Here is a 17,932-nt window from a genome sequence, read left to right on the forward strand (position 1 = left end):
ACACCGCATATTGCGGGATTTTTCGGACAGTCCTGAAGGGCGTTTTTATTTGTGCCGTCGTTATTTCCGCACCTTGGTGCATTTAACCGGCGATGTCCTTATTTCATGTAGTCCCTTTCCTAACTTGTACTTGGGCCCTCTACTCGGCCATGGCTCTCAGCGAGAATCCCCGGCCGCCCCTCCTGTAGAGAAACGCCGATGTCCGATCCAGCCTGCGAGCCAGTCTTTCGTCTGGAGATAGCCGGTCTGCCCGAACCCTTTGTCGTCGTGGCCTTCACGGGTAGCGAAGCCATCAGCGAGCCCTTCGTCTATGAAGTGGAGTTGTTGAACAGCGACCCGACGCTGGACTTGGCGGGCCTGCTGTACCGCAGTGTCTGGTTGAGTTTCGGGGCCTCGGGCCGGGGCGTGCATGGGCAGCTTCATGAGTTGGTCCAGCACCGTCACGATGCCGGTTGCCGGGTGCGCATCGGGCCGAAGCTGGCTTGCCTGGCGCAGCGGTTCAATCAACGGGTATTCAGTGCCCGTTCGGTGCCACAGATTCTCCGCCAGGTGCTCAAGGCCCATGGCATCAGCGGGCGCAGCCTGTGCCTGGACTTGAGCGGTGATTATCCGCTGCGGGATTTCTGCACCCAATATCGGGAGTCGGACCTGCAGTTTCTTCAGCGCGTGTGCGCCGAGGCGGGCATTCATTTCCATTTCGAGCACGCCCGGGATGGGCATTGCCTGGTGTTCGCGGACAGTGCGGGCACTTTCCCCCCCGCTGGCGAGGCGATTTATGGGGGCGACAGGCAGGTGCGGACCTTCAGCGTGCAGACCGATGTGTTGGGGGAGCACATTGCCCAGGGCCACAGCCATCTGATGCACTTGCACTCTGGTCGGGTGTTATCACTGACGGCCCATCCTTTTGAAGGCTGGAATCAGCGCTGGCTCTTGACGAAGGTCGAGCATCGCGCACAGGCGGGCGGGTATGACAATCATTTCAAGGCCATCCCTTGGGGCGTTCGGTTCATGGCGTCCCGGGTTCCCGCCAAGCCGCGCATGGTCAGCCGGCAACGCGGCTGGGTGGTGGAAGTGGATGAACCGGCGGTGCAACGGGCGGGGCGAGTGGCGGTGCAGTTCGACTGGGTTTATCAGGGGGAGGGCGCGAGCCCCAGTCATTGTTGGTTGCCATTGGCGCCGGAACTGGCCGTTGATGGGGCGGGTGGCTTGCGTGACGGTACCGAGGTGCTGGTGAGTTTTATCGAAGGCGACCCGGATCGGCCGTTGATCAGTGCTTTGCTCGACGGTCCCGCCGCCTCGGACTCGATGGATGAGGCCTGCGCAAGCGTGAACCCCCAGGACGCGCCCTGGCCGTCCACAGCCGACCCGGTCCTGGTGTCGGCGCTCCGGAATGCCGAGCCGTTGGTGTTGTTGTGCCTGCTGCCCGGTGGCGGGAGCTTCAGCCCCTGTGCTCAGCCGGTGTGTACTTGCCGCTTGCTCACGCGGCATAGCCCAGGCGTTGCTCCATGAGCGCTGCCGCCCTGTCTGGACCATCGTCGCATTGGCTGCTGCTCGACGTACCGGGAGCACCCGAGGCGACGCGGCTTGTGCGAGAGCAATTCACCGAGGTCCGGCGGTTTGTCTTGTTCGAAGACACCGAGTTGCACGGGCTTCGGGAGCACAGTCCGCTGCTGATGGACCTGCGGCAATCGCCCGCGCTGGCCAGCCTCTGTCACCTGGATGCACGTTCCTGGCCGGGGCTGCTAGTGGTCAGCCCGGCGCCCGCCGCGCAACTGCTGGCGCATCTGCGTCGCATGCTCACGGTAACGCTGGGCCTGCACCACAAGGCCTTGCTGAGCTATTACAACCCGCACACCGCCAGCTATTTCTTCGACGGCTGCGACCCTCAGGAACTCAGTTGCTGGCTGGGTCCGATCAGCCTGTTGCGCTGGTTCGGAGGCACTTGGGCCGACCGGGCGATCGGCAGCCAGGGTTGGCAACAACTGGCCAACCCCGGGTTGCCGGTGACGGCACTGGAGAAAGAGCACGGCCTCAGCGACCGGCAACAAAGCCAGTTGCAGCGGTGCGTGCTGGAGCATCATGCCTGGCAATGGTCTCGTTCCACCGGGCGGGACTACCGCTTGCTCTGGGGCGACTTGCAGCAGGGACTGGCGCTGGGGTTTACCGAGCGACCGGTGCTCGACGACTGGTTATGGTTGCGCCTGCAGTACCCCAACGCCCGGCCAGTGTCGGGGCTGGTGGGCGATTCGCAGCGTGAGCGGCTCGATCATCTGCGCAAGCTGTGGCAGGACCACCCGGAGTGAAACGTTATAGGGCATGGGCGCCGAGCCAGCGGTCGCGTCGCTGCAAGCGCCAGGCGATGACACCGAGGGTCAGGCTGCGCAAGGCCATGAACAGCAGGAAAGTGATCCACAACCCGTGGTTACCCAACCCTTGCAGCGCCCAGGCGACAGGCAACGTCAGCACCAAGGTCAGCAACATGCCGTTGCGCATCTCCCGTGCGCGGGTGGCGCCGATGAACAGGCCATCGAGCAGATAGCTCCAGACCGCAATCAGCGGCAGGGTCGCCAGGTAAGGCAGATAGCGATCAGCCGTGTCGCGCACGTCGGGGATGTTGGTTTGCATCGCGATGAACCCGTGGCCGGCGAGCAGGAACAGCAGCGCAAAGCCGACACTGGCGATCAGTGACCAACCGCCGGCCACCACCAGCGAGCGGCGCAGGGCCAGCCGGTCGCGGGCGCCGATGGCGTGACCACACAGTGCTTCGACGGCATGGGCCAAGCCATCCAGGGCGTGGGCGGTCAGCAGCAGGCCATTGAGCAGCAGGGCATTGGCGGCCACGGTCGCATCCCCCAGGCGTGCGCCTTGCACCGTGATCAGGAAAAACACAGCTTGCAGCACCAGGCTGCGGATGAAAATGTCGCGGTTCACCGCCAGCAGCGGACGCCAGCTCTGCCACACCCCCAGGGCGGCCCAGGCAATCTGTCCAGGCCAGGCGCGGAGTGTGTGACGAGCCAGGGCCAGGCCGACCAGCGCCCCCGTCCACTCGGCGATTACCGACGCTCGGGCCGAACCGGTCACGCCCCAATCCAGGCCAATCACGAACCACAGGTTGAGGGCGATGTTGACCAGGTTGGTCACCAACAGGATTGCCAACGGTGCCCGGGCATTCTGGGCACCGAGAAACCAGCCCACCAGCGCATAACTGGCCAGCGCCGCCGGCAGGCCGAACAGCCGAGTGTGAAAGAAATCCTGGGTCAACTGGTTGAGCTCGGCGGAGGGCTGCATGAAGTGCAATGCCACGCCACTCAACGGCACGCCGACGGCGCCCAGCACCACCGCCAAGCCCATCGCCAGCAGCAGGCCTTGCAACAACACCTGCCGCAACGCCGTTCCATCCCCACGCCCAGCGGCCTGGGCCGCGAAGCCGGTGGAACCCATGCGCAAGAAACCCATGGCCCACGCCAACACCGTATACAAACTCGCCCCGACCGCCACCGCGCCCAACTGATGGGCATGGGGCAAATGGCCGATGACGGTGCTGTCCACCAACGCCACCAGCGGCACGGAAATATTCGAAAGAATCATCGGCGCAGCCAACGCCCAGACCCGGCGATGGGTCAGGCGGTCGCGCCAGTCGGTGATCAGGTTGGACATGCGGGCTCCTTGATGGAGCGCGATTGTAGCGGGTTCTAGCCTGATCGTTCCCTGCGGAACTTGGATTCATTGTGGCGAGGGGATTTATCCCCGCGGGGCTGCGCAGCAGCCCCTTGAAGGTTGGATTCAATGAATCTGACACACTGCAGTGTCTGGTTTTGGGGCTGCTTTGCAGCCCCGCGGGGATAAATCCCCTCGCCACAAGGTTGTGTTCGGCTTGGGATCGCTGGGTGCTTTAGTGAATGATCCAACTCAACAACCACAACCCCAGCACCAACCAGATAATGCCCATGACGATCGACGCCCGCATGAACGCGCGGATCGCCGAGTACAGCAACATCAGCCCGAGGATCAGCGCGAGAATGCTGATGATCGAGGCGTCCATGCCCAGGGTGCGCGACAGGCCATCGACGAAGTTGCCGCCGGCGTTGGCCAGGGTGTTGAACAGGCCGCTGAGCAGGTCGACGATGAAACGGATCACCGAACCGAGTGCCTGGCCGAGCCATTCGAAAAAGCTTTCTACCTGCATATGTGCATCCTGATGGGAGGGAAATCTACGTTGAGCCCTTGGCTCCTGATTGTAGGAGCTGTGGCGGTCGAGATCGTTCGATTATGGGGCAAACCGCCGCTTCGTATCGAGACTCTTGCCTTCCCCCGTTATCCCCCGGAAGCTATGGGCATTCAGGAGAGCCCGATGAACCTTGTTGAACTGACCGAACGCCTGCACGCCATTCGTGACCGTAACGACTGGCGGCAATTCCACAGCCCGAAAAACCTCGCCATGGCCGCCAGTGTGGAGATGGCCGAACTGGTGGAGATTTTCCAGTGGCTGACCGAGGACCAGTCGCGCCAACTGCCGGCGGACACATTGGCCCACGCCGGGCAGGAGGTCGGTGACATCGTGTTGTACCTGCTGCTGTTGTGCAGCGAGCTGGGGCTGGACATGGACGCCGTGGTGCGCAGCAAGTTGGCGGACAGCGAGCGGCGGTTCGGCCAATGAGCGACCGTCATTTCGATCAGCTCGCGACCCGGTTTGCCGAAAAAATCTACGGGGGGGCCAAGGGCGCGATCCGCCTGGCGGTGCTTCAGGCCGATCTGCTGGAAATCTTGCCGCAGCGGCCATTACGCGTGCTGGACATCGGCGCCGGCCTGGGTCATATGTCGTTGTGGCTGGCCGAGCGCGGTCATCAGGTGACTTTGGCCGAGCCGGCCGAGCCCATGCTCGAAGGCGCCCGCCAGCGTTTTGCCGATGCCGGACAGAGCGCCACGTTCATCCAGGCGCCATGGCAGGACCTGCTCGGCCAGCTCACGGAACCGTACGATCTGGTGCTGTGCCACGCGGTGCTGGAATGGCTGGCCGAACCCCACGCGATCCTGCCAGTGCTGCATCAACTCACGGGGCCCGGTGGCTGGCTGTCCCTGGCGTTCTACAACCGCGACGCGCTGGTCTATCGCAACCTGCTCAAGGGGCATTTCCGTAAGTTGCGCAAAAACGACATGGCCGGTGAAAAACAGAGCCTGACGCCGCAACAACCCCTTGATCCACGGGAATTGGCGGCGCAACTTGAAGGCGTGTGGCAGGTCGAAAGCCAGAGTGGCGTGCGAGTTTTCCATGACTACATGCCGGTGGAGTTCCAGGCGCGCGTGGAGCTTGCGCAGTTGCTGGAAATGGAACTGGCCCACCGTCGCCATCCGGCGTTTGCCGGGTTGGGACGTTATCTGCACTGGATCTGCCGTCCAGTGTGACCGGAGAGCGAAATGAAAGGTCGTTCAGGGTTGTTGATGCTGTGCCTGGGACTGGCGGCTTGCCAGGGCAGCAACCCCTATGTCGCCACTTCCAATCCGCTGCCACCAGCGCCGCCCGAAGCCGCCACGGTGTTCGATCGCAGTGCGTACCCCGCACCGCCCCGTGACTACGGGCGCTATCGCAGTTGGGCCTGGCTCAACGGGCAGCTGCCTCCAGGCACGGCCTGGGCGGACTCGGCCCAGGTGGCCGAGGCGGTAAGCAATGCCCTGGACCAGCGTGGCCTGCGCCCGTTGCATGACAACCGGCCGGCCGACCTGTTCGTCAGCGCCGATCTGCGCCTGGAGACCCGTGTGCGTCAGGTTCGCGATGACTACGATACGGGTTACTACGGTGGCTATAACCGTTATGACCGTTATGGGCCTGGCTATGGGGCGTATCACACGGTGCCGATGGTGCGCACGTATCAGGAACAGGTCGTGGTGGTTCGGGTGAATCTGTTCGATGCGCGCAATGGTCAGCCGGTGTGGAGCGCCAGTGCCGAGACCGGCCAGCGGGGCAGCCAGAGTGAGCGCACCGATGCCATTCGTGAAGCGGTGGAAAAAGCCATGTCGGCTTATCCGCCAAGTTGATTACGCAACGGAGAAAAACCATGTTTCGCCGTCTTGCTCTACTGGCCTTTGCCCTGCTGCTCAGCGCCTGCGCCGCCAACCAGGCCAACCACGACTTCGACCCTGGTCGTGATTTTGCGGCGTATCGCAGTTGGAGCTGGAAAGAACCGGCGCTGCAATATCGCCCCGATGATCCGCGGATCAAGAGCGACCTGACGGAGCAACGGATCCGCCAGGCCGTTACCGATCAACTCGACCAACGCGGTCTGCGCCAGGCGCCGGCTGGCGGGCGAGGCGACGTGCAGGTCCAGGCCTATTTGATCGTCGAGGATCGTCAACAACAGGTCACGACTAATTACGGTGGCGGTTGGGGCGGGCCTTGGAACGGCTATTGGGGCGGCCCGATGTACAACGAAACCCGCAACATCAGCTACAAAGTCGCCACGCTGCAGATCGACTTGCTCGATGGCAAGGACGGGAAGCTGGTGTGGCGTGGCAGTGACGAGCGAATGCTCAGCAACTCGCCCAATCCGACTGACCGTAGCATGGCCGTGCGTGAGACGGTGGGGCGGATCCTGACCAACTACCCGCCCCGCTAGCCCTGGCCGAGAACAAATGTGGGAGCGAGCTTGCCCGCGAAGGCGGCGGTACATTCAACATCAATGCAAACTGACCCACCGCTTTCGCCAGCATGCTCGCTCCCACAGGGGATTGGCGGTGGACACTGAATCTGTGAACGCCGGAGAACAAATGTGGGAGCGAGCTTGCTCGCGATGACGGCGGTACATCCGACCTCAATGCAAACTGACCCACCGCTTTCCTGAGCAAGCTCGCTCCCACAGGGGGATTGGCGGTGGACACTGAATCTGTGAACGCCCGAGAACAAATGTGGGAGCGAGCTTGCTCGCGATGACGGCGGTACATCCAACATCAATGCAAACTGACCCACCGCTTTCCTGAGCAAGCTCGCTCCCACAGGGATAAACCCTGTCATCGCTCAGGCCACCGGCCCCCAACTCCCCACCATATGCTCCAGATCCCCAGCTCCCACCAACCGCAGGTTTCCACTGGACCCCGCCGCGCTGGCCAGCAGGGTCACCTCACTGGGCAGGCGCACGGGTTTCTTGAAGGTCACTTCGATCTCGAGGTTGGCCTCGGGCAGGTGGTCGTCCAGCGCCGCGAGGGTTCTGGCCTTGTTCCACAGGCCGTGGGCGATGGCGGTGGGGAAGCCGAATAGGCGGGCGCTGATACCGCTGAGGTGAATCGGGTTGTAGTCGCCGGACACCTTGGCGTACTGCCGACCGATGTCCGCCGGTGCCGTCCAGTGTGCCACTTCAGTCAACGCCAGCGGGGTCTGTGGCGGCTCCTCCACCAGCGTGCCGTCAAGTTGGACGCCTCTGCACAGCATCTGGCTCTCGGCCTCCCACAACGGCCCCAGTTGATCATCGATGCGGGTCACGAGATTGAACACCGCGCCCTTGGGGTGGGCTTGCAGGTTCTCGACATTGACGCTGGCCCGCACCTGGCTGACCCCGCCCATGGGCCGCAGCACGCGGATGCGGTTGCTCAAGTGGATCAGCCCCAGCAGCGGGAACGGAAAATCCCGAACGGTGAGCAATTGCATTTGCAGGGCGAACGCCAGTACGTGGGGATAGGTCGGCGGCAGTAGCCCGTTTTCGCTGAAACCGCAGACCTTGCGATAGGCCGCCAGGCGTTGCTGATCGACCTGTATCACTTGGCGCAATCCGTCCTCCGGCAACGTCTTGCCGGTAACCTTGCGGCGTGTCGCGGCTTTCGCGTAGAGCCCGGACATGTTCGGCGCGGCGCTTACCTCGTGCCATTGGATCGTCATGGTCATGCTCCCAAAAGGCTTTGCCCACACACCCGCAGCGCCTGTCCGGTCACTGCGCCCGTGCCCGGTTGCGCCAGCCATGCCACGGCTTCGGCGACGTCCTGGGGCAGGCCACCCTGGCCCAGGGAACTCATGCGCCGCCCGGCTTCGCGCAGGGCGAAGGGGATGTCGGCGGTCATGCGGGTCTCAATGAAACCCGGCGCCACCGCGTTGATGCTGATGCCCCGTGGCTGCAGCGTCGGCGCCCAGGCCTGGGCCAGGCCGATCAACCCGGCCTTGCTCGCGGCGTAGTTGGTTTGCCCACGGTTGCCGGCAATGCCGCTGATGGACGCCAGCAGAATCACCCGGCCATTGTCCCGCAGGGTACCGCTGTCGAGCAGGGCCTTGGTCAGCACTTGCGGCGCGTTGAGGTTGACCGCCAGCACGGCGTCCCAGAACTCCGGGGTCATGTTGGCGAGGGTCTTGTCCCGAGTGATGCCGGCGTTGTGCACCACGATGTCGACGCCATCGGGCAGGTGCTCGATCAGCTGTGCGGCAGCGTCTTCGGCGCAGATGTCCAGGGTTACGCTACGGCCACTCAAGCGTGCCGCCAAGGCATCGAGGTCGGCCTTGGCCGGCGGGACGTCCAGCAAGATCACATCGGCGCCGTCCCGGGCCAGGGTTTCGGCGATGGAGGCACCGATCCCGCGGGCCGCGCCGGTGACCAGGGCCTTGAGACCCGTGAGTGGGCGGGTCCAATCCTGGACCTGGCTGTCGCAGGCATTGAGGCGAATCACCTGCCCGGAAACGAAAGCGCTCTTGGGCGACAGGAAAAACCGCAGCGCGCCTTCCAGCTGTGTTTCGGCGCCGTCGCCGACATACAGCAGTTGCAGCGTCCCGCCATGGCGCAACTCTTTGGCCAGGGAACGGCTGAAACCCTCCAGCGCCCGCTGGGCACTGGCGGCAAAAGGATCGTCGAGGCTTTCCGGGGCCTGGCCGAGGATGACGACATGGGCGCTGTGGTCGAGGTTTTTCATCAGGGGCTGGAAAAATTCCCGCAACTGTTTGAGCTGATCGACCTGCACCAAATGGCTGGCGTCGTACACCACGGCCTTGATTTTCGGACCGTGGCCGGGAATCCACTCAGTGGCCAGGGTCGGTTCGGCGCCGTAGACGAAAATGGCGTCGGTCAGACGCTTGGCGAACGAGCCAACCTGTTCGGTCAGCGGCCCACCACCCAGCAGCAACGCCCCCTCGATTGGCCGCAACCGCCCAGCCTGCCAGCGTTCCAGGCGTACCGGCGATGGCAGGCCCAAAGCCCCGACCAGACGCAGGCCGATGGCTGAATTGGCGAAGTCGATATAACGGTCAGACATGGAACACACTCCGGCTGATGAGGTTCCAAGTGTGGACCATGATTTGCAATCAGTCGTTCGATTGGCCAGATAAAGCCTAAGCTTGAGCGGGAGCGGAGTTCCCGCAGGACCATTAGCGCATCCGGATACACAGGGAGTTCTTCATGACACAGCTACGCCGCGTCGCGATTATCGGCGGTAACCGCATTCCCTTCGCCCGTTCCAACGGGCCCTATGCCACCGCCAGCAACCAAGCGATGCTGACGGCTGCCCTTGAAGGGCTGATCGAGCGTTACAACCTGCACGGCCTGCACATCGGCGAAATGGCTGCCGGTGCGGTGCTCAAGCACTCCCGGGACATGAACATGACCCGTGAATGCGTGCTCGGTTCGCGGCTGTCACCGATGACGCCGGCTTACGACGTACAACAGGCCTGCGGCACGGGATTGGAGACGGTGCTGCTGGTCGCCAACAAGATCGCCCTGGGCCAGATCGACAGCGGCATTGCCGGTGGGGTTGATACCACCTCGGACGCGCCTATTGCAGTCAATGAAGGGCTGCGCAGGATTCTGCTGCAAGCCAACCGCGCCAAGACCACCGCCGATAAGATCAAGACGTTCCTGCAACTGCGTCCCCAGCACCTGGTGCCCGACCTGCCGCGCATCAACGAGCCGCGCACCGGGCTGAACATGGGCCAGCACTGTGAGTTGATGGCCCAGACCTGGCAGATTCCCCGGGAAGAACAGGATCAGTTGGCCCTGGAAAGTCATCAGAAAATGGCGGCGTCCTACGCCGAAGGCTGGCAGAACGATCTGATGACGCCGTTCCTTGGCCTGACCCGGGACAACAATTTGCGCCCAGACCTGACCCTGGAAAAACTCGCGTCCCTCAAGCCTGCCTTCGAAAAAAGCGCCAAGGGCACCATGACGGCGGGCAACTCTACGCCACTGACCGATGGTGCTTCGTTGGTGTTGCTGGGCAGCGAAGAGTGGGCCAAGGCTCGTGGCCTGCCGATCCTGGCGTATCTGCGGGATGGCGAAACGGCGGCGGTGGACTTCGTCAATGGCGCCGAGGGGTTGCTGATGGCGCCGGTCTACGCCGTGCCGCGACTGCTGGCGCGCAACGGCCTGACCTTGCAGGACTTCGATTACTACGAGATCCACGAAGCGTTCGCCGCCCAGGTGTTATGCACGCTGAAAGCCTGGGAAGACCCGGACTACTGCAAGACCCGCCTGGGGCTCGACGCGCCGCTGGGCGCCATAGACCGCAGTCGGTTGAACGTGAAGGGCAGTTCCCTGGCTGCCGGGCACCCGTTTGCCGCCACGGGCGGGCGCATTGTCGCCAACCTCGCCAAGTTGCTGGATGCCGCGGGACGAGGCCGGGGGCTGATTTCGATCTGTGCGGCCGCCGGCCAAGGCGTGACGGTGATTATCGAGCGTTGAGGAGCGCCTCGTTCTGTTGCGCGGCCAGCGCTCGATGGTGGCTGGAGTAACGCTCTGCCAGGATCGAGCAGACGATCAACTGCAGTGGGTGATAGATCATGATCGGCAGCAGAATCAGGCCCAGGCCGGGGTGATTGCCAAAAATCAACGCGGCCATTGGTACCCCGGCGGCAAGGGATTTCTTGCTGGCGCAGAACACCGCGGCGACCTCGTCGGCACTGCTGAATTGCAGGGCCCGAGCAACGCGGGTGGTTGTCCACAGGATGACGGCCAGCAGCACGGCACTGCCAATCACCGCGCTGAGCAGCACGCCGTGGCCTTGCTGCTGCCAGATCCCGGACACCATCGAGTTGCAGAACGCCGCGTAGACCAGCAGCAGGATCACCAGTTTGTCGATGATGCTCGTGTAGCGCTTGTACCGACCGAAAAAACCCGCCAGCCAACGCCGCAGGAACTGCCCCAGCACCAGCGGCAGCAGCAACATCAGGCACAGGTCGAGCAAGGTTGAACCCAGGTCGATGCCACCGGCGCCGCTGCCGACCACGAAGCTGACCAGCAGCGGTGTCAGGACCACCCCCAGCACACTCGACAGGCTCGCGTTGAGAATCGCCGCCGGCACGTTGCCGCCAGCGCTACCGGTCAGGGCCACCGAGGAGGAAATGGTCGAGGGCAGGGCGCACAGGTAAAAGAACCCCAGCATCAGCAACGACGGCACATGGCTGCCCAGCAGCCAGTTGCACAGCAACCAGATCAGCGGAAACACGCCAAAGGTGAAGCCTTGCACCATCAGGTGCAGCCGCGTGTTTTTCAGGCCGTGGCGAATCTGCTCGCCGGACAGGTTGACCCCATGCAGGAAAAACACCACGAAGATGCCGATATTGACGACCCACTCGGCGTGCATGGCGCCGCCGCTGGCGCCAAAGGTCGGAAAGAAGTACGCCAGCAACGTGGCGAGCAGCATGCCGCAGAGGAACCAGTCGGTCATTATGCGTTTGAGGTGGCGGAAGATGTGCATAGGGCACCGCGAGTTGTAAGAAAAGTCGACTTAGCCTAACGTCGGTGCATACAACCGTCTTGCGACATAAGGCCAATCAATGCCGACTAACGGACACCAGCAGCTGGAAAGACGCATTCCCGACCTGACGCAATTGCCGAGGCCGCTTTACGCCCGCGTCGAAAGCTTGAGCGCCGGATCCTGGACCCAAGCCCATCGCCATGACTGGGTGCAATTCTCCTATGCCATCAGCGGTGTTCTCGGCGTTCACACCGCCGAGGGCAGCTTCTTCGCCCCGCCCCAACGGGGTATCTGGATCCCGGCCGACCTGGAGCATCACGTGGTGACCTCCACCCGGGCGGAAATGCGCAGTCTTTATGTCCATCGCCAGGCCTGCCCATGGGCGGATGAGCGTTGCCGGGTGTTGGAAGTCACGCCGCTGGCGCGGGAGTTGATCAAGGTTTTCTGTCAGCTCCCGGCCGAGTATCCCCAGGGCGACAGTCAGGAAGAGCGATTGGTTCAGGTGCTGCTGGACCAGTTGGCAACCCTGCCGGAAGTGGGGTTCTCCCTGCCGTTGCCCCGGCATGCGCGTTTGCTGACGCTGTGCAACGAACTGATCGAACAGCCCGACCAGAGCGTCACCCTGCAAGCCTGGGCTGAACGCCTGGGGACGTCGGAAAAAACCCTGATGCGCCTGTTCCAGCGCGAGACCGGCCTGAGCTTTCGCGCCTGGCGCCAGCGCGTGCGCTTGCTGTCGTCCCTGGGATCGTTGGAGCAGGGCGACAGTGTGACCAGTGCGGCGCTGTCCTGTGGGTATGATTCAACATCCGCTTTTATCGCGGCGTTCAAGGGAATGTTTGGGTACACCCCGGGGGAGTTGTTTAAATCCTAAGCATTGGCTGCGGATGTTGCTGTCAGCCCTTGTCGCAAATGCCTTCGCATTCAGTTGCCAACGCCACACCCGGTCTCGGCTATGATTCGGCGCGGTCGATTTAATCCGGCACATTGTGTGCATCGTAAGGTTCATAGGTCGGCAACCCCTCCCCGTGGAGGAAAGATTGCCGTATAACGACTGTCATTCGCGTGTTCGGTAATAAAGGACCCACAATAAAAGCTGATGAAGACTCCAAAACGCATTGAACCCCTGATCGAGGACGGTCTGGTCGACGAGGTGCTGCGCCCACTCATGAGTGGTAAAGAAGCAGCTGTTTATGTGGTGCGCTGCGGCAACGAGCTACGTTGCGCCAAGGTCTACAAGGAGGCGAACAAGCGAAGTTTTCGTCAGGCGGCCGAGTATCAGGAGGGTCGCAAGGTCCGTAATAGCCGTCAGGCCCGGGCCATGGCCAAGGGCTCGAAGTTCGGACGCAAGGAAACCGAAGACGCCTGGCAGAACGCCGAAGTGGCGGCGCTGTTCCGGTTGGCAAGCGCGGGTGTGCGAGTGCCCAAGCCGTACGACTTCCTTGAAGGCGTGCTGCTGATGGAACTGGTGGCCGACGAATACGGTGATGCGGCACCGCGCCTGAACGATGTGGTGCTGGAGCCGGATCAGGCTCGTGAATATCATGCGTTCCTGATTTCCCAGATTGTGCTGATGCTGTGTACCGGTCTGGTGCACGGTGACCTGTCGGAGTTCAACGTACTGCTCACGCCGACAGGACCGGTGATCATCGATCTGCCGCAAGCCGTGGACGCTGCGGGTAACAACCACGCCTTCAGCATGCTGGAGCGGGATGTGGGCAACATGGCGTCCTACTTCGGCCGGTTTGCGCCGGAGCTCAGGCGCACCAAGTACGCCAAGGAAATGTGGGCGCTGTATGAAGCGGGCACCTTGCATCCGGCCAGTGTGCTGACGGGTGAGTTCGACGAGCCGGAAGAGTTGGCGGATGTCGGGGGGATCATGCGTGAGATCGAGGCTGCTCGCTTGGATGAGGAGCGTCGTCAGGCTGTACGGGCTGCTGACGATGCTCCTCCTGGTAAAGCTGAGGAGCCGCCTCCGCCTTGGATGCAATGATTGGTATGGATTTTGTGTATATCCGTTTTTTTTGTAACGGCTGCTGGCGGTTCCGCCCTTACGGCGGGTCACTTTTGGAAGAGCGCCAAAAGTAACCAAAAGCGCTTTGCCCCACCACTCGGTGCCTCGCCTAGGCTCGGCATGCCCTCTCTCCGGCATTGCTCCGTGGGCCCGCTGCGAAGGGCCATCCATGGCCCAGCGCAGCTATCCCGGCATCCATGCCGGGATGCCCACTACGCAATGCCTGCGTTCGGCCAGCGTGGTTTATGGGGCGTCCAGATCAAGATCAAAAGCAAGATCAAGATCTAAAGCAAAGCAGAGCGCAGGGTATGTCCAGCATCTATGTGGCTGATCCATCGCTATCGCGAGCAAGCTCGCTCCCACATGGGATTGTGGGTGTCACAGCCTCTGCATACGACACAAAAAACTGTGGGAGCGAGCTTGCTCGCGAAGGCGTCGGCACATCCAACCTCATCACAAACTGACCCTCCGCTTTCGCGAGCAAGCCCACTCCCACAGGAGAAACGCGGTCCCACCTGAACCAGGTCGGCTATCAGGCCGCCTCGCCCGGCTTTTGATCTTAGGCGCCCCGTTAAACCACGCTGGCCGAACGCAGGTATTGTGGAGTGGGCATCCCGGCATGGATGCCGGGATAGCCGCGCTGGGCCATGGATGGCCCTTCGCGGCGGCCCACGGAGCAATGCCGGAGAGAGGGCATGCCGAGCCTAGGCGAGGCACCGAGTGGTGGGGTATGAGCGTTTTGCTTACTTTTGCGCTTCACAAAAGTGAGCCGCCGTAAGGGCGGAACCGCCAGTAGCCGTTACAAAAAAAACGGATATACACACGAACTACGGCCCCCCAAAAAACTCAGCAGGGATGCCCGTCAGCCGGCTACAACCTCCTGACAACACCCCGAAGCCAACTCCTTGAGAATCGGACAATCCGGACGATGATCACCATGACAGTGCTCCACCAGATCCTGAAGGGTGTCACGCAGTTCACCCAGCTCACGGATTTTCTGGTTCAGTTCATCAATGTGCTGCCGAGCCAAGGCCTTGACATCGGCGCTGGCCCGTTGGCGATCCTGCCAAAGAGTCAGCAGCTTCCCGACTTCTTCCAATGAAAACCCAAGATCCCGGGAGCGCTTGATGAAGGCCAGGGTATGCAAGTCCTCGGCACCATAGATCCGGTAGCCGCTGTCGGTGCGATGGGCTGCCTTGAGCAGGCCGATGGATTCGTAATAGCGAATCATCTTTGCGCTCAGGCCACTCTGGCGGGCCGCTTGGCCGATGTTCATCGTTTGTCCTCCAACCGCTTGGGTGTCCAGAATTTCAACAGTAACGCATTGCTCACCACGCTGACGCTCGACAGCGCCATGGCCGCGCCGGCCAGCACTGGGTTGAGGAAGCCGAACGCCGCCAGGGGAATGCCAATCAGGTTATAGACGAATGCCCAAAACAGATTCTGGCGGATCTTGGCGTAGGTCTTGCGGCTGATGTCCAGGGCCGCCGGTACCAACCGTGGATCGCCACGCATGAGGGTGATCCCGGCAGCGTGCATCGCCACGTCGGTGCCACCGCCCATGGCGATGCCGATGTCGGCGGCGGCCAGGGCCGGGGCGTCGTTGATGCCATCGCCGACCATCGCCACCACCGAGTGTGTTTTCAATTGCTGGACGATGGCGGACTTATCCGCCGGCAGCACCTCGGCATGGACCTGGCTGATGCCCAGCGCTTCGGCCACCACCCGGGCACTACCCCGGTTATCGCCCGTGAGCAAGTGACTGGCAATGTGGCGCTCATTCAAGGCATGTACGGCGGCGAGCGCGCCGGGCTTGAGGGTGTCACCAAAGGCGAACAGGCCCAACACCCGAGGCGTCGCGTCTTGATCGATCAGCCAGGACAGGGTCCGACCTTCGGTTTCCCACGCCTGCGCCGATTCGGCCAGCGAGCCGGGGCTCAGGCCCAACTCGTCCAACAGGCGCCGATTACCCAGGGCCAGGCGGCGACCGTCGAGGCTGCCGGCAATGCCTCGTCCGGCCAGGGATTGGCTGTCGCTGATGTCCGGCACGAGCAAACCGCGCTCGGCGCAGGCGTCCAGCACCGCTTTGGCAAGGGGATGTTCGCTGCCGCGTTGCAGTGCACCGGCCATTTTCAGCAGCGTGTCTTCGTCACCCTCGAGGGCGCTCAAGTGAGCGATGCGCGGTGTGCCAGAGGTCAGGGTGCCGGTTTTGTCGAACACCACCGTGTCGACTTCATGGGCGCGCTCCAAGGCCTCGGCGTCCTTGATCAGAATCCCGTGGCGCGCGGCCACACCCGTGCCGGCCATGATCGCCGTGGGCGTCGCCAAGCCCAGGGCACAGGGGCAGGCGATCACCAGCACGGCAACGGCGTTGATCAGCGCGATTTCCAGCGGCGCACCGTACAGCCACCAGCCGATCAGCGTTGCCAGGGCCAGCACCAGCACCACCGGCACGAAGACCTGGCTGACTTTATCCACCAGTTTCTGAATCGGGGCCTTGGCCGCCTGGGCGTCTTCCACCAGGCGGATGATGCGCGCCAGGACGGTTTCGGTGCCCAAGGCTAGCGTGCGCACCAGCAGCCGGCCTTCGCCGTTGATGGCGCCGCCGGTAACCTTGTCGCCGGGCTGCTTGGGCACCGGCAGGCTTTCGCCGTTGATCAGCGCCTCGTCGGCATGGCTCTGGCCTTCCAGTACCTCACCGTCCACGGGGAAGCGTTCGCCAGGCTTGACCAGCACCAGGTCATTCAAGCGCAGGGCGCTGATGGCCACGTCCCGCTCCTGGCCATCGATCACCTGGATCGCCCGTTCCGGGCGCAAGGCTTCGAGGGCGCGGATGGCGCTGGCGGTCTGGCGCTTGGCGCGGCTTTCCAGGTACTTGCCCAGCAGGACTAGGGCAATCACCACGGCCGAGGCTTCAAAATACAGATGCGGCATGCTGCCGTGGTGGGCGCTGGCCCATTCATAAACGCTCAAGCCGTAGCCGGCGCTGGTGCCCAGGGCCACCAGCAAGTCCATATTTCCGGCACCGGCACGCACGGCCTTGAAGGCGGCGACATAAAAGCGCGCGCCGAAGATGAATTGCACCGGTGTCGCCAGGGCGAACTGCACCCAGGCCGGCAGCATCCAGGACACGCCGAATGGCTGCAACAACATCGGCAATACCAAGGGTATGGCCAGTAAAATCGCCAGCACCAAGGCCAGGCGTTCACGGTTCAGACGGCTGGTTTGTGCGTCATGGGGCTGCTCGGCTTGCCAGACATTGGCGTCATAGCCGGCGCGCTTGATCGCATCGATCAGGGTTTGCGGATCGACCTGGCCGAGCAATTCAAGGTGGGCTCGCTCGTTGGCGAGATTGACGCTGACGCTGTTCACCCCGGCGACTTTGCTCAGGGCGCGTTCGACCCGACCGACGCAGGATGCGCAGGTCATGCCCTCGATGCTCAACTCCAGGGTTTGAGCGGGAACGCTATAGCCGGCCTGTTCGACAGCCTGCATCAGAGCGGGCAGGCTGCCCTCGGGCGCCTGGACCCGCGCCTGTTCGGTTGCCAGGTTGACGCTGACGGCGCTAGCCCCGGTGACTTTGCTCAAGGCCCGCTCGACCCGCCCGGCGCAGCTGGCACAGGTCATGCCGGCAATCGGCAGGTCGAAAGTGGTGGATTCGGACATCGCTCAAGCTCCCTGTAGTGAATGACCACAGGATCAACCTTGCCATGCTGGCAAGGTCAAGCGCCAATCCAGAAGATTTGCCCTGGCCCCCTACATTCAATACAGGGGGTCAATAACCGAGCGCAGCCTGCTTGAGGTACATGCCTTGTTCGGTCATGGCGATGCGGAACTTCAGGATATCGCCGGCCTTGAGGATGATTTCCTGTGAACCCGGCGCAAGCATGCCCGGGCTGCACCCCGGCGCCTGGCCCGGCAGCAGCTTCAAGCGCAGGGAGATCGTGCCGGCCGGCAAGTTGAAGGAGGTGCTCTGCTCCTGGAACAATCGAGCCGAGAGCTGATCGTGGATATAAATGCCGATTTCGCAGGAAGTCGCCACTTCCAGGCGCTCGCGGGAAATGATCAGCACGCCATAATCTTCGCCAGCGGCGAAGGCCTGGGGAACCACCGCTGAAAAACCGAGCATGCAAAACAGGCTGAACGCTGACCAGCGCATGGCTGAACCTCCGGTATGAAATCCTTGATGTGTGCAGCTTGGCTGAGGGCGATGCCGATTGCCAGCCCGGCAGTTTTTGTCAGAACTTGACCTTGCCATGATGGCAA

General features: G+C 62.7%; 17 protein-coding genes. 9 read left to right on the forward strand and 8 right to left on the reverse strand.

Going from position 1 to position 17,932, the window contains the following annotated elements; translation table 11 throughout:
• The first annotated feature begins 198 nt into the window (after window positions 1-198).
• Together LOY70_RS03300 and LOY70_RS03305 are read left to right on the forward strand one after the other, a co-directional pair.
• The gene (locus LOY70_RS03300; RefSeq protein WP_265033288.1) at window positions 199-1,509 is read left to right on the forward strand and encodes a type VI secretion system Vgr family protein; all 1,311 of its coding nucleotides are present in this window, start codon (window positions 199-201) and stop codon (window positions 1,507-1,509) included.
• A complete protein-coding gene (locus LOY70_RS03305) occupies window positions 1,506-2,303 on the forward strand; it encodes a DUF4123 domain-containing protein (RefSeq protein WP_265033290.1) in 798 nt (265 codons plus the stop codon). Before LOY70_RS03300 ends, LOY70_RS03305 begins: the two co-directional genes overlap by 4 nt.
• Before the next feature lie 4 nt (window positions 2,304-2,307).
• Here LOY70_RS03305 and LOY70_RS03310 read toward each other — a convergent pair whose 3' ends face one another.
• Together LOY70_RS03310 and LOY70_RS03315 are read right to left on the reverse strand one after the other, a co-directional pair.
• Window positions 2,308-3,657: an MATE family efflux transporter gene (locus LOY70_RS03310; RefSeq protein ID WP_265033292.1), complete on the reverse strand. Its 1,350-nt coding sequence runs from the start codon at window positions 3,655-3,657 to the stop codon at window positions 2,308-2,310.
• A 235-nt stretch (window positions 3,658-3,892) separates the two neighbouring features.
• A complete protein-coding gene (locus LOY70_RS03315) occupies window positions 3,893-4,186 on the reverse strand; it encodes a hypothetical protein (RefSeq protein ID WP_025211633.1) in 294 nt (97 codons plus the stop codon).
• A 165-nt stretch (window positions 4,187-4,351) separates the two neighbouring features.
• Between LOY70_RS03315 and LOY70_RS03320 the strand changes: the two genes are divergently transcribed.
• Genes LOY70_RS03320 through LOY70_RS03335 form a run of 4 tightly spaced genes read left to right on the forward strand, consistent with a single transcriptional unit; the run spans window position 4,352 to window position 6,611 of the window.
• Window positions 4,352-4,657 (forward strand): MazG-like family protein, encoded by a 306-nt coding sequence (locus tag LOY70_RS03320; protein WP_058543880.1) that lies wholly within the window; start codon window positions 4,352-4,354, stop codon window positions 4,655-4,657.
• A complete protein-coding gene (locus tag LOY70_RS03325) occupies window positions 4,654-5,403 on the forward strand; it encodes a methyltransferase (RefSeq protein WP_265033296.1) in 750 nt (249 codons plus the stop codon). The genes LOY70_RS03320 and LOY70_RS03325 overlap by 4 nt, the downstream gene beginning before the upstream one ends.
• A gap of 12 nt (window positions 5,404-5,415) precedes the next feature.
• Window positions 5,416-6,033 (forward strand): DUF4136 domain-containing protein, encoded by a 618-nt coding sequence (locus tag LOY70_RS03330; protein ID WP_025211635.1) that lies wholly within the window; start codon window positions 5,416-5,418, stop codon window positions 6,031-6,033.
• Window positions 6,034-6,053: 20 nt separating this feature from the next.
• Window positions 6,054-6,611, forward strand: a complete 558-nt coding sequence (locus tag LOY70_RS03335; protein WP_265033299.1) for a DUF4136 domain-containing protein — start codon at window positions 6,054-6,056, stop codon at window positions 6,609-6,611.
• A gap of 398 nt (window positions 6,612-7,009) precedes the next feature.
• Here the strand turns inward: LOY70_RS03335 and LOY70_RS03340 are convergent, their stop codons facing one another.
• On the reverse strand, window positions 7,010-7,864 hold the full coding sequence (locus LOY70_RS03340; RefSeq protein ID WP_265033301.1) for a MaoC family dehydratase: 855 nt from the start codon (window positions 7,862-7,864) through the stop codon (window positions 7,010-7,012).
• Window positions 7,865-7,866: 2 nt separating this feature from the next.
• Window positions 7,867-9,219, reverse strand: a complete 1,353-nt coding sequence (locus tag LOY70_RS03345) for a 3-oxoacyl-ACP reductase (protein ID WP_265033303.1) — start codon at window positions 9,217-9,219, stop codon at window positions 7,867-7,869.
• Window positions 9,220-9,362: 143 nt separating this feature from the next.
• Here LOY70_RS03345 and LOY70_RS03350 point away from each other — a divergent pair, with 143 nt between their 5' ends.
• Window positions 9,363-10,640 (forward strand): acetyl-CoA C-acetyltransferase, encoded by a 1,278-nt coding sequence (locus LOY70_RS03350; protein WP_265033304.1) that lies wholly within the window; start codon window positions 9,363-9,365, stop codon window positions 10,638-10,640.
• Here LOY70_RS03350 and LOY70_RS03355 read toward each other — a convergent pair.
• Complete coding sequence (locus tag LOY70_RS03355) at window positions 10,627-11,655, reverse strand: bile acid:sodium symporter family protein (RefSeq protein WP_265033306.1); 1,029 nt, start codon at window positions 11,653-11,655, stop codon at window positions 10,627-10,629. The genes LOY70_RS03350 and LOY70_RS03355 overlap by 14 nt on opposite strands.
• 79 nt (window positions 11,656-11,734) lie before the next feature.
• Between LOY70_RS03355 and LOY70_RS03360 the strand changes: the two genes are divergently transcribed.
• Window positions 11,735-12,526, forward strand: coding sequence for an AraC family transcriptional regulator (locus LOY70_RS03360; protein ID WP_265033307.1), 792 nt, complete (start codon window positions 11,735-11,737; stop codon window positions 12,524-12,526).
• A gap of 225 nt (window positions 12,527-12,751) precedes the next feature.
• The gene (locus LOY70_RS03365) at window positions 12,752-13,645 is read left to right on the forward strand and encodes a PA4780 family RIO1-like protein kinase (RefSeq protein ID WP_123345023.1); all 894 of its coding nucleotides are present in this window, start codon (window positions 12,752-12,754) and stop codon (window positions 13,643-13,645) included.
• Window positions 13,646-14,528: 883 nt separating this feature from the next.
• Here LOY70_RS03365 and cueR read toward each other — a convergent pair.
• The 3 genes from cueR to LOY70_RS03380 all read right to left on the reverse strand — a co-directional run bounded on the left by cueR (window position 14,529) and on the right by LOY70_RS03380 (window position 17,825).
• A complete protein-coding gene (cueR, locus tag LOY70_RS03370; protein ID WP_265033309.1) occupies window positions 14,529-14,942 on the reverse strand; it encodes a Cu(I)-responsive transcriptional regulator in 414 nt (137 codons plus the stop codon).
• On the reverse strand, window positions 14,939-17,332 hold the full coding sequence (locus LOY70_RS03375) for a heavy metal translocating P-type ATPase (RefSeq protein WP_265033311.1): 2,394 nt from the start codon (window positions 17,330-17,332) through the stop codon (window positions 14,939-14,941). The genes cueR and LOY70_RS03375 overlap by 4 nt, the downstream gene beginning before the upstream one ends.
• 109 nt (window positions 17,333-17,441) lie before the next feature.
• Window positions 17,442-17,825, reverse strand: a complete 384-nt coding sequence (locus LOY70_RS03380; protein WP_265033313.1) for a hypothetical protein — start codon at window positions 17,823-17,825, stop codon at window positions 17,442-17,444.
• Window positions 17,826-17,932 lie beyond the last annotated feature (107 nt).

The organism is Pseudomonas sp. B21-054 (assembly GCF_026016345.1).
GTDB lineage: Bacteria > Pseudomonadota > Gammaproteobacteria > Pseudomonadales > Pseudomonadaceae > Aquipseudomonas.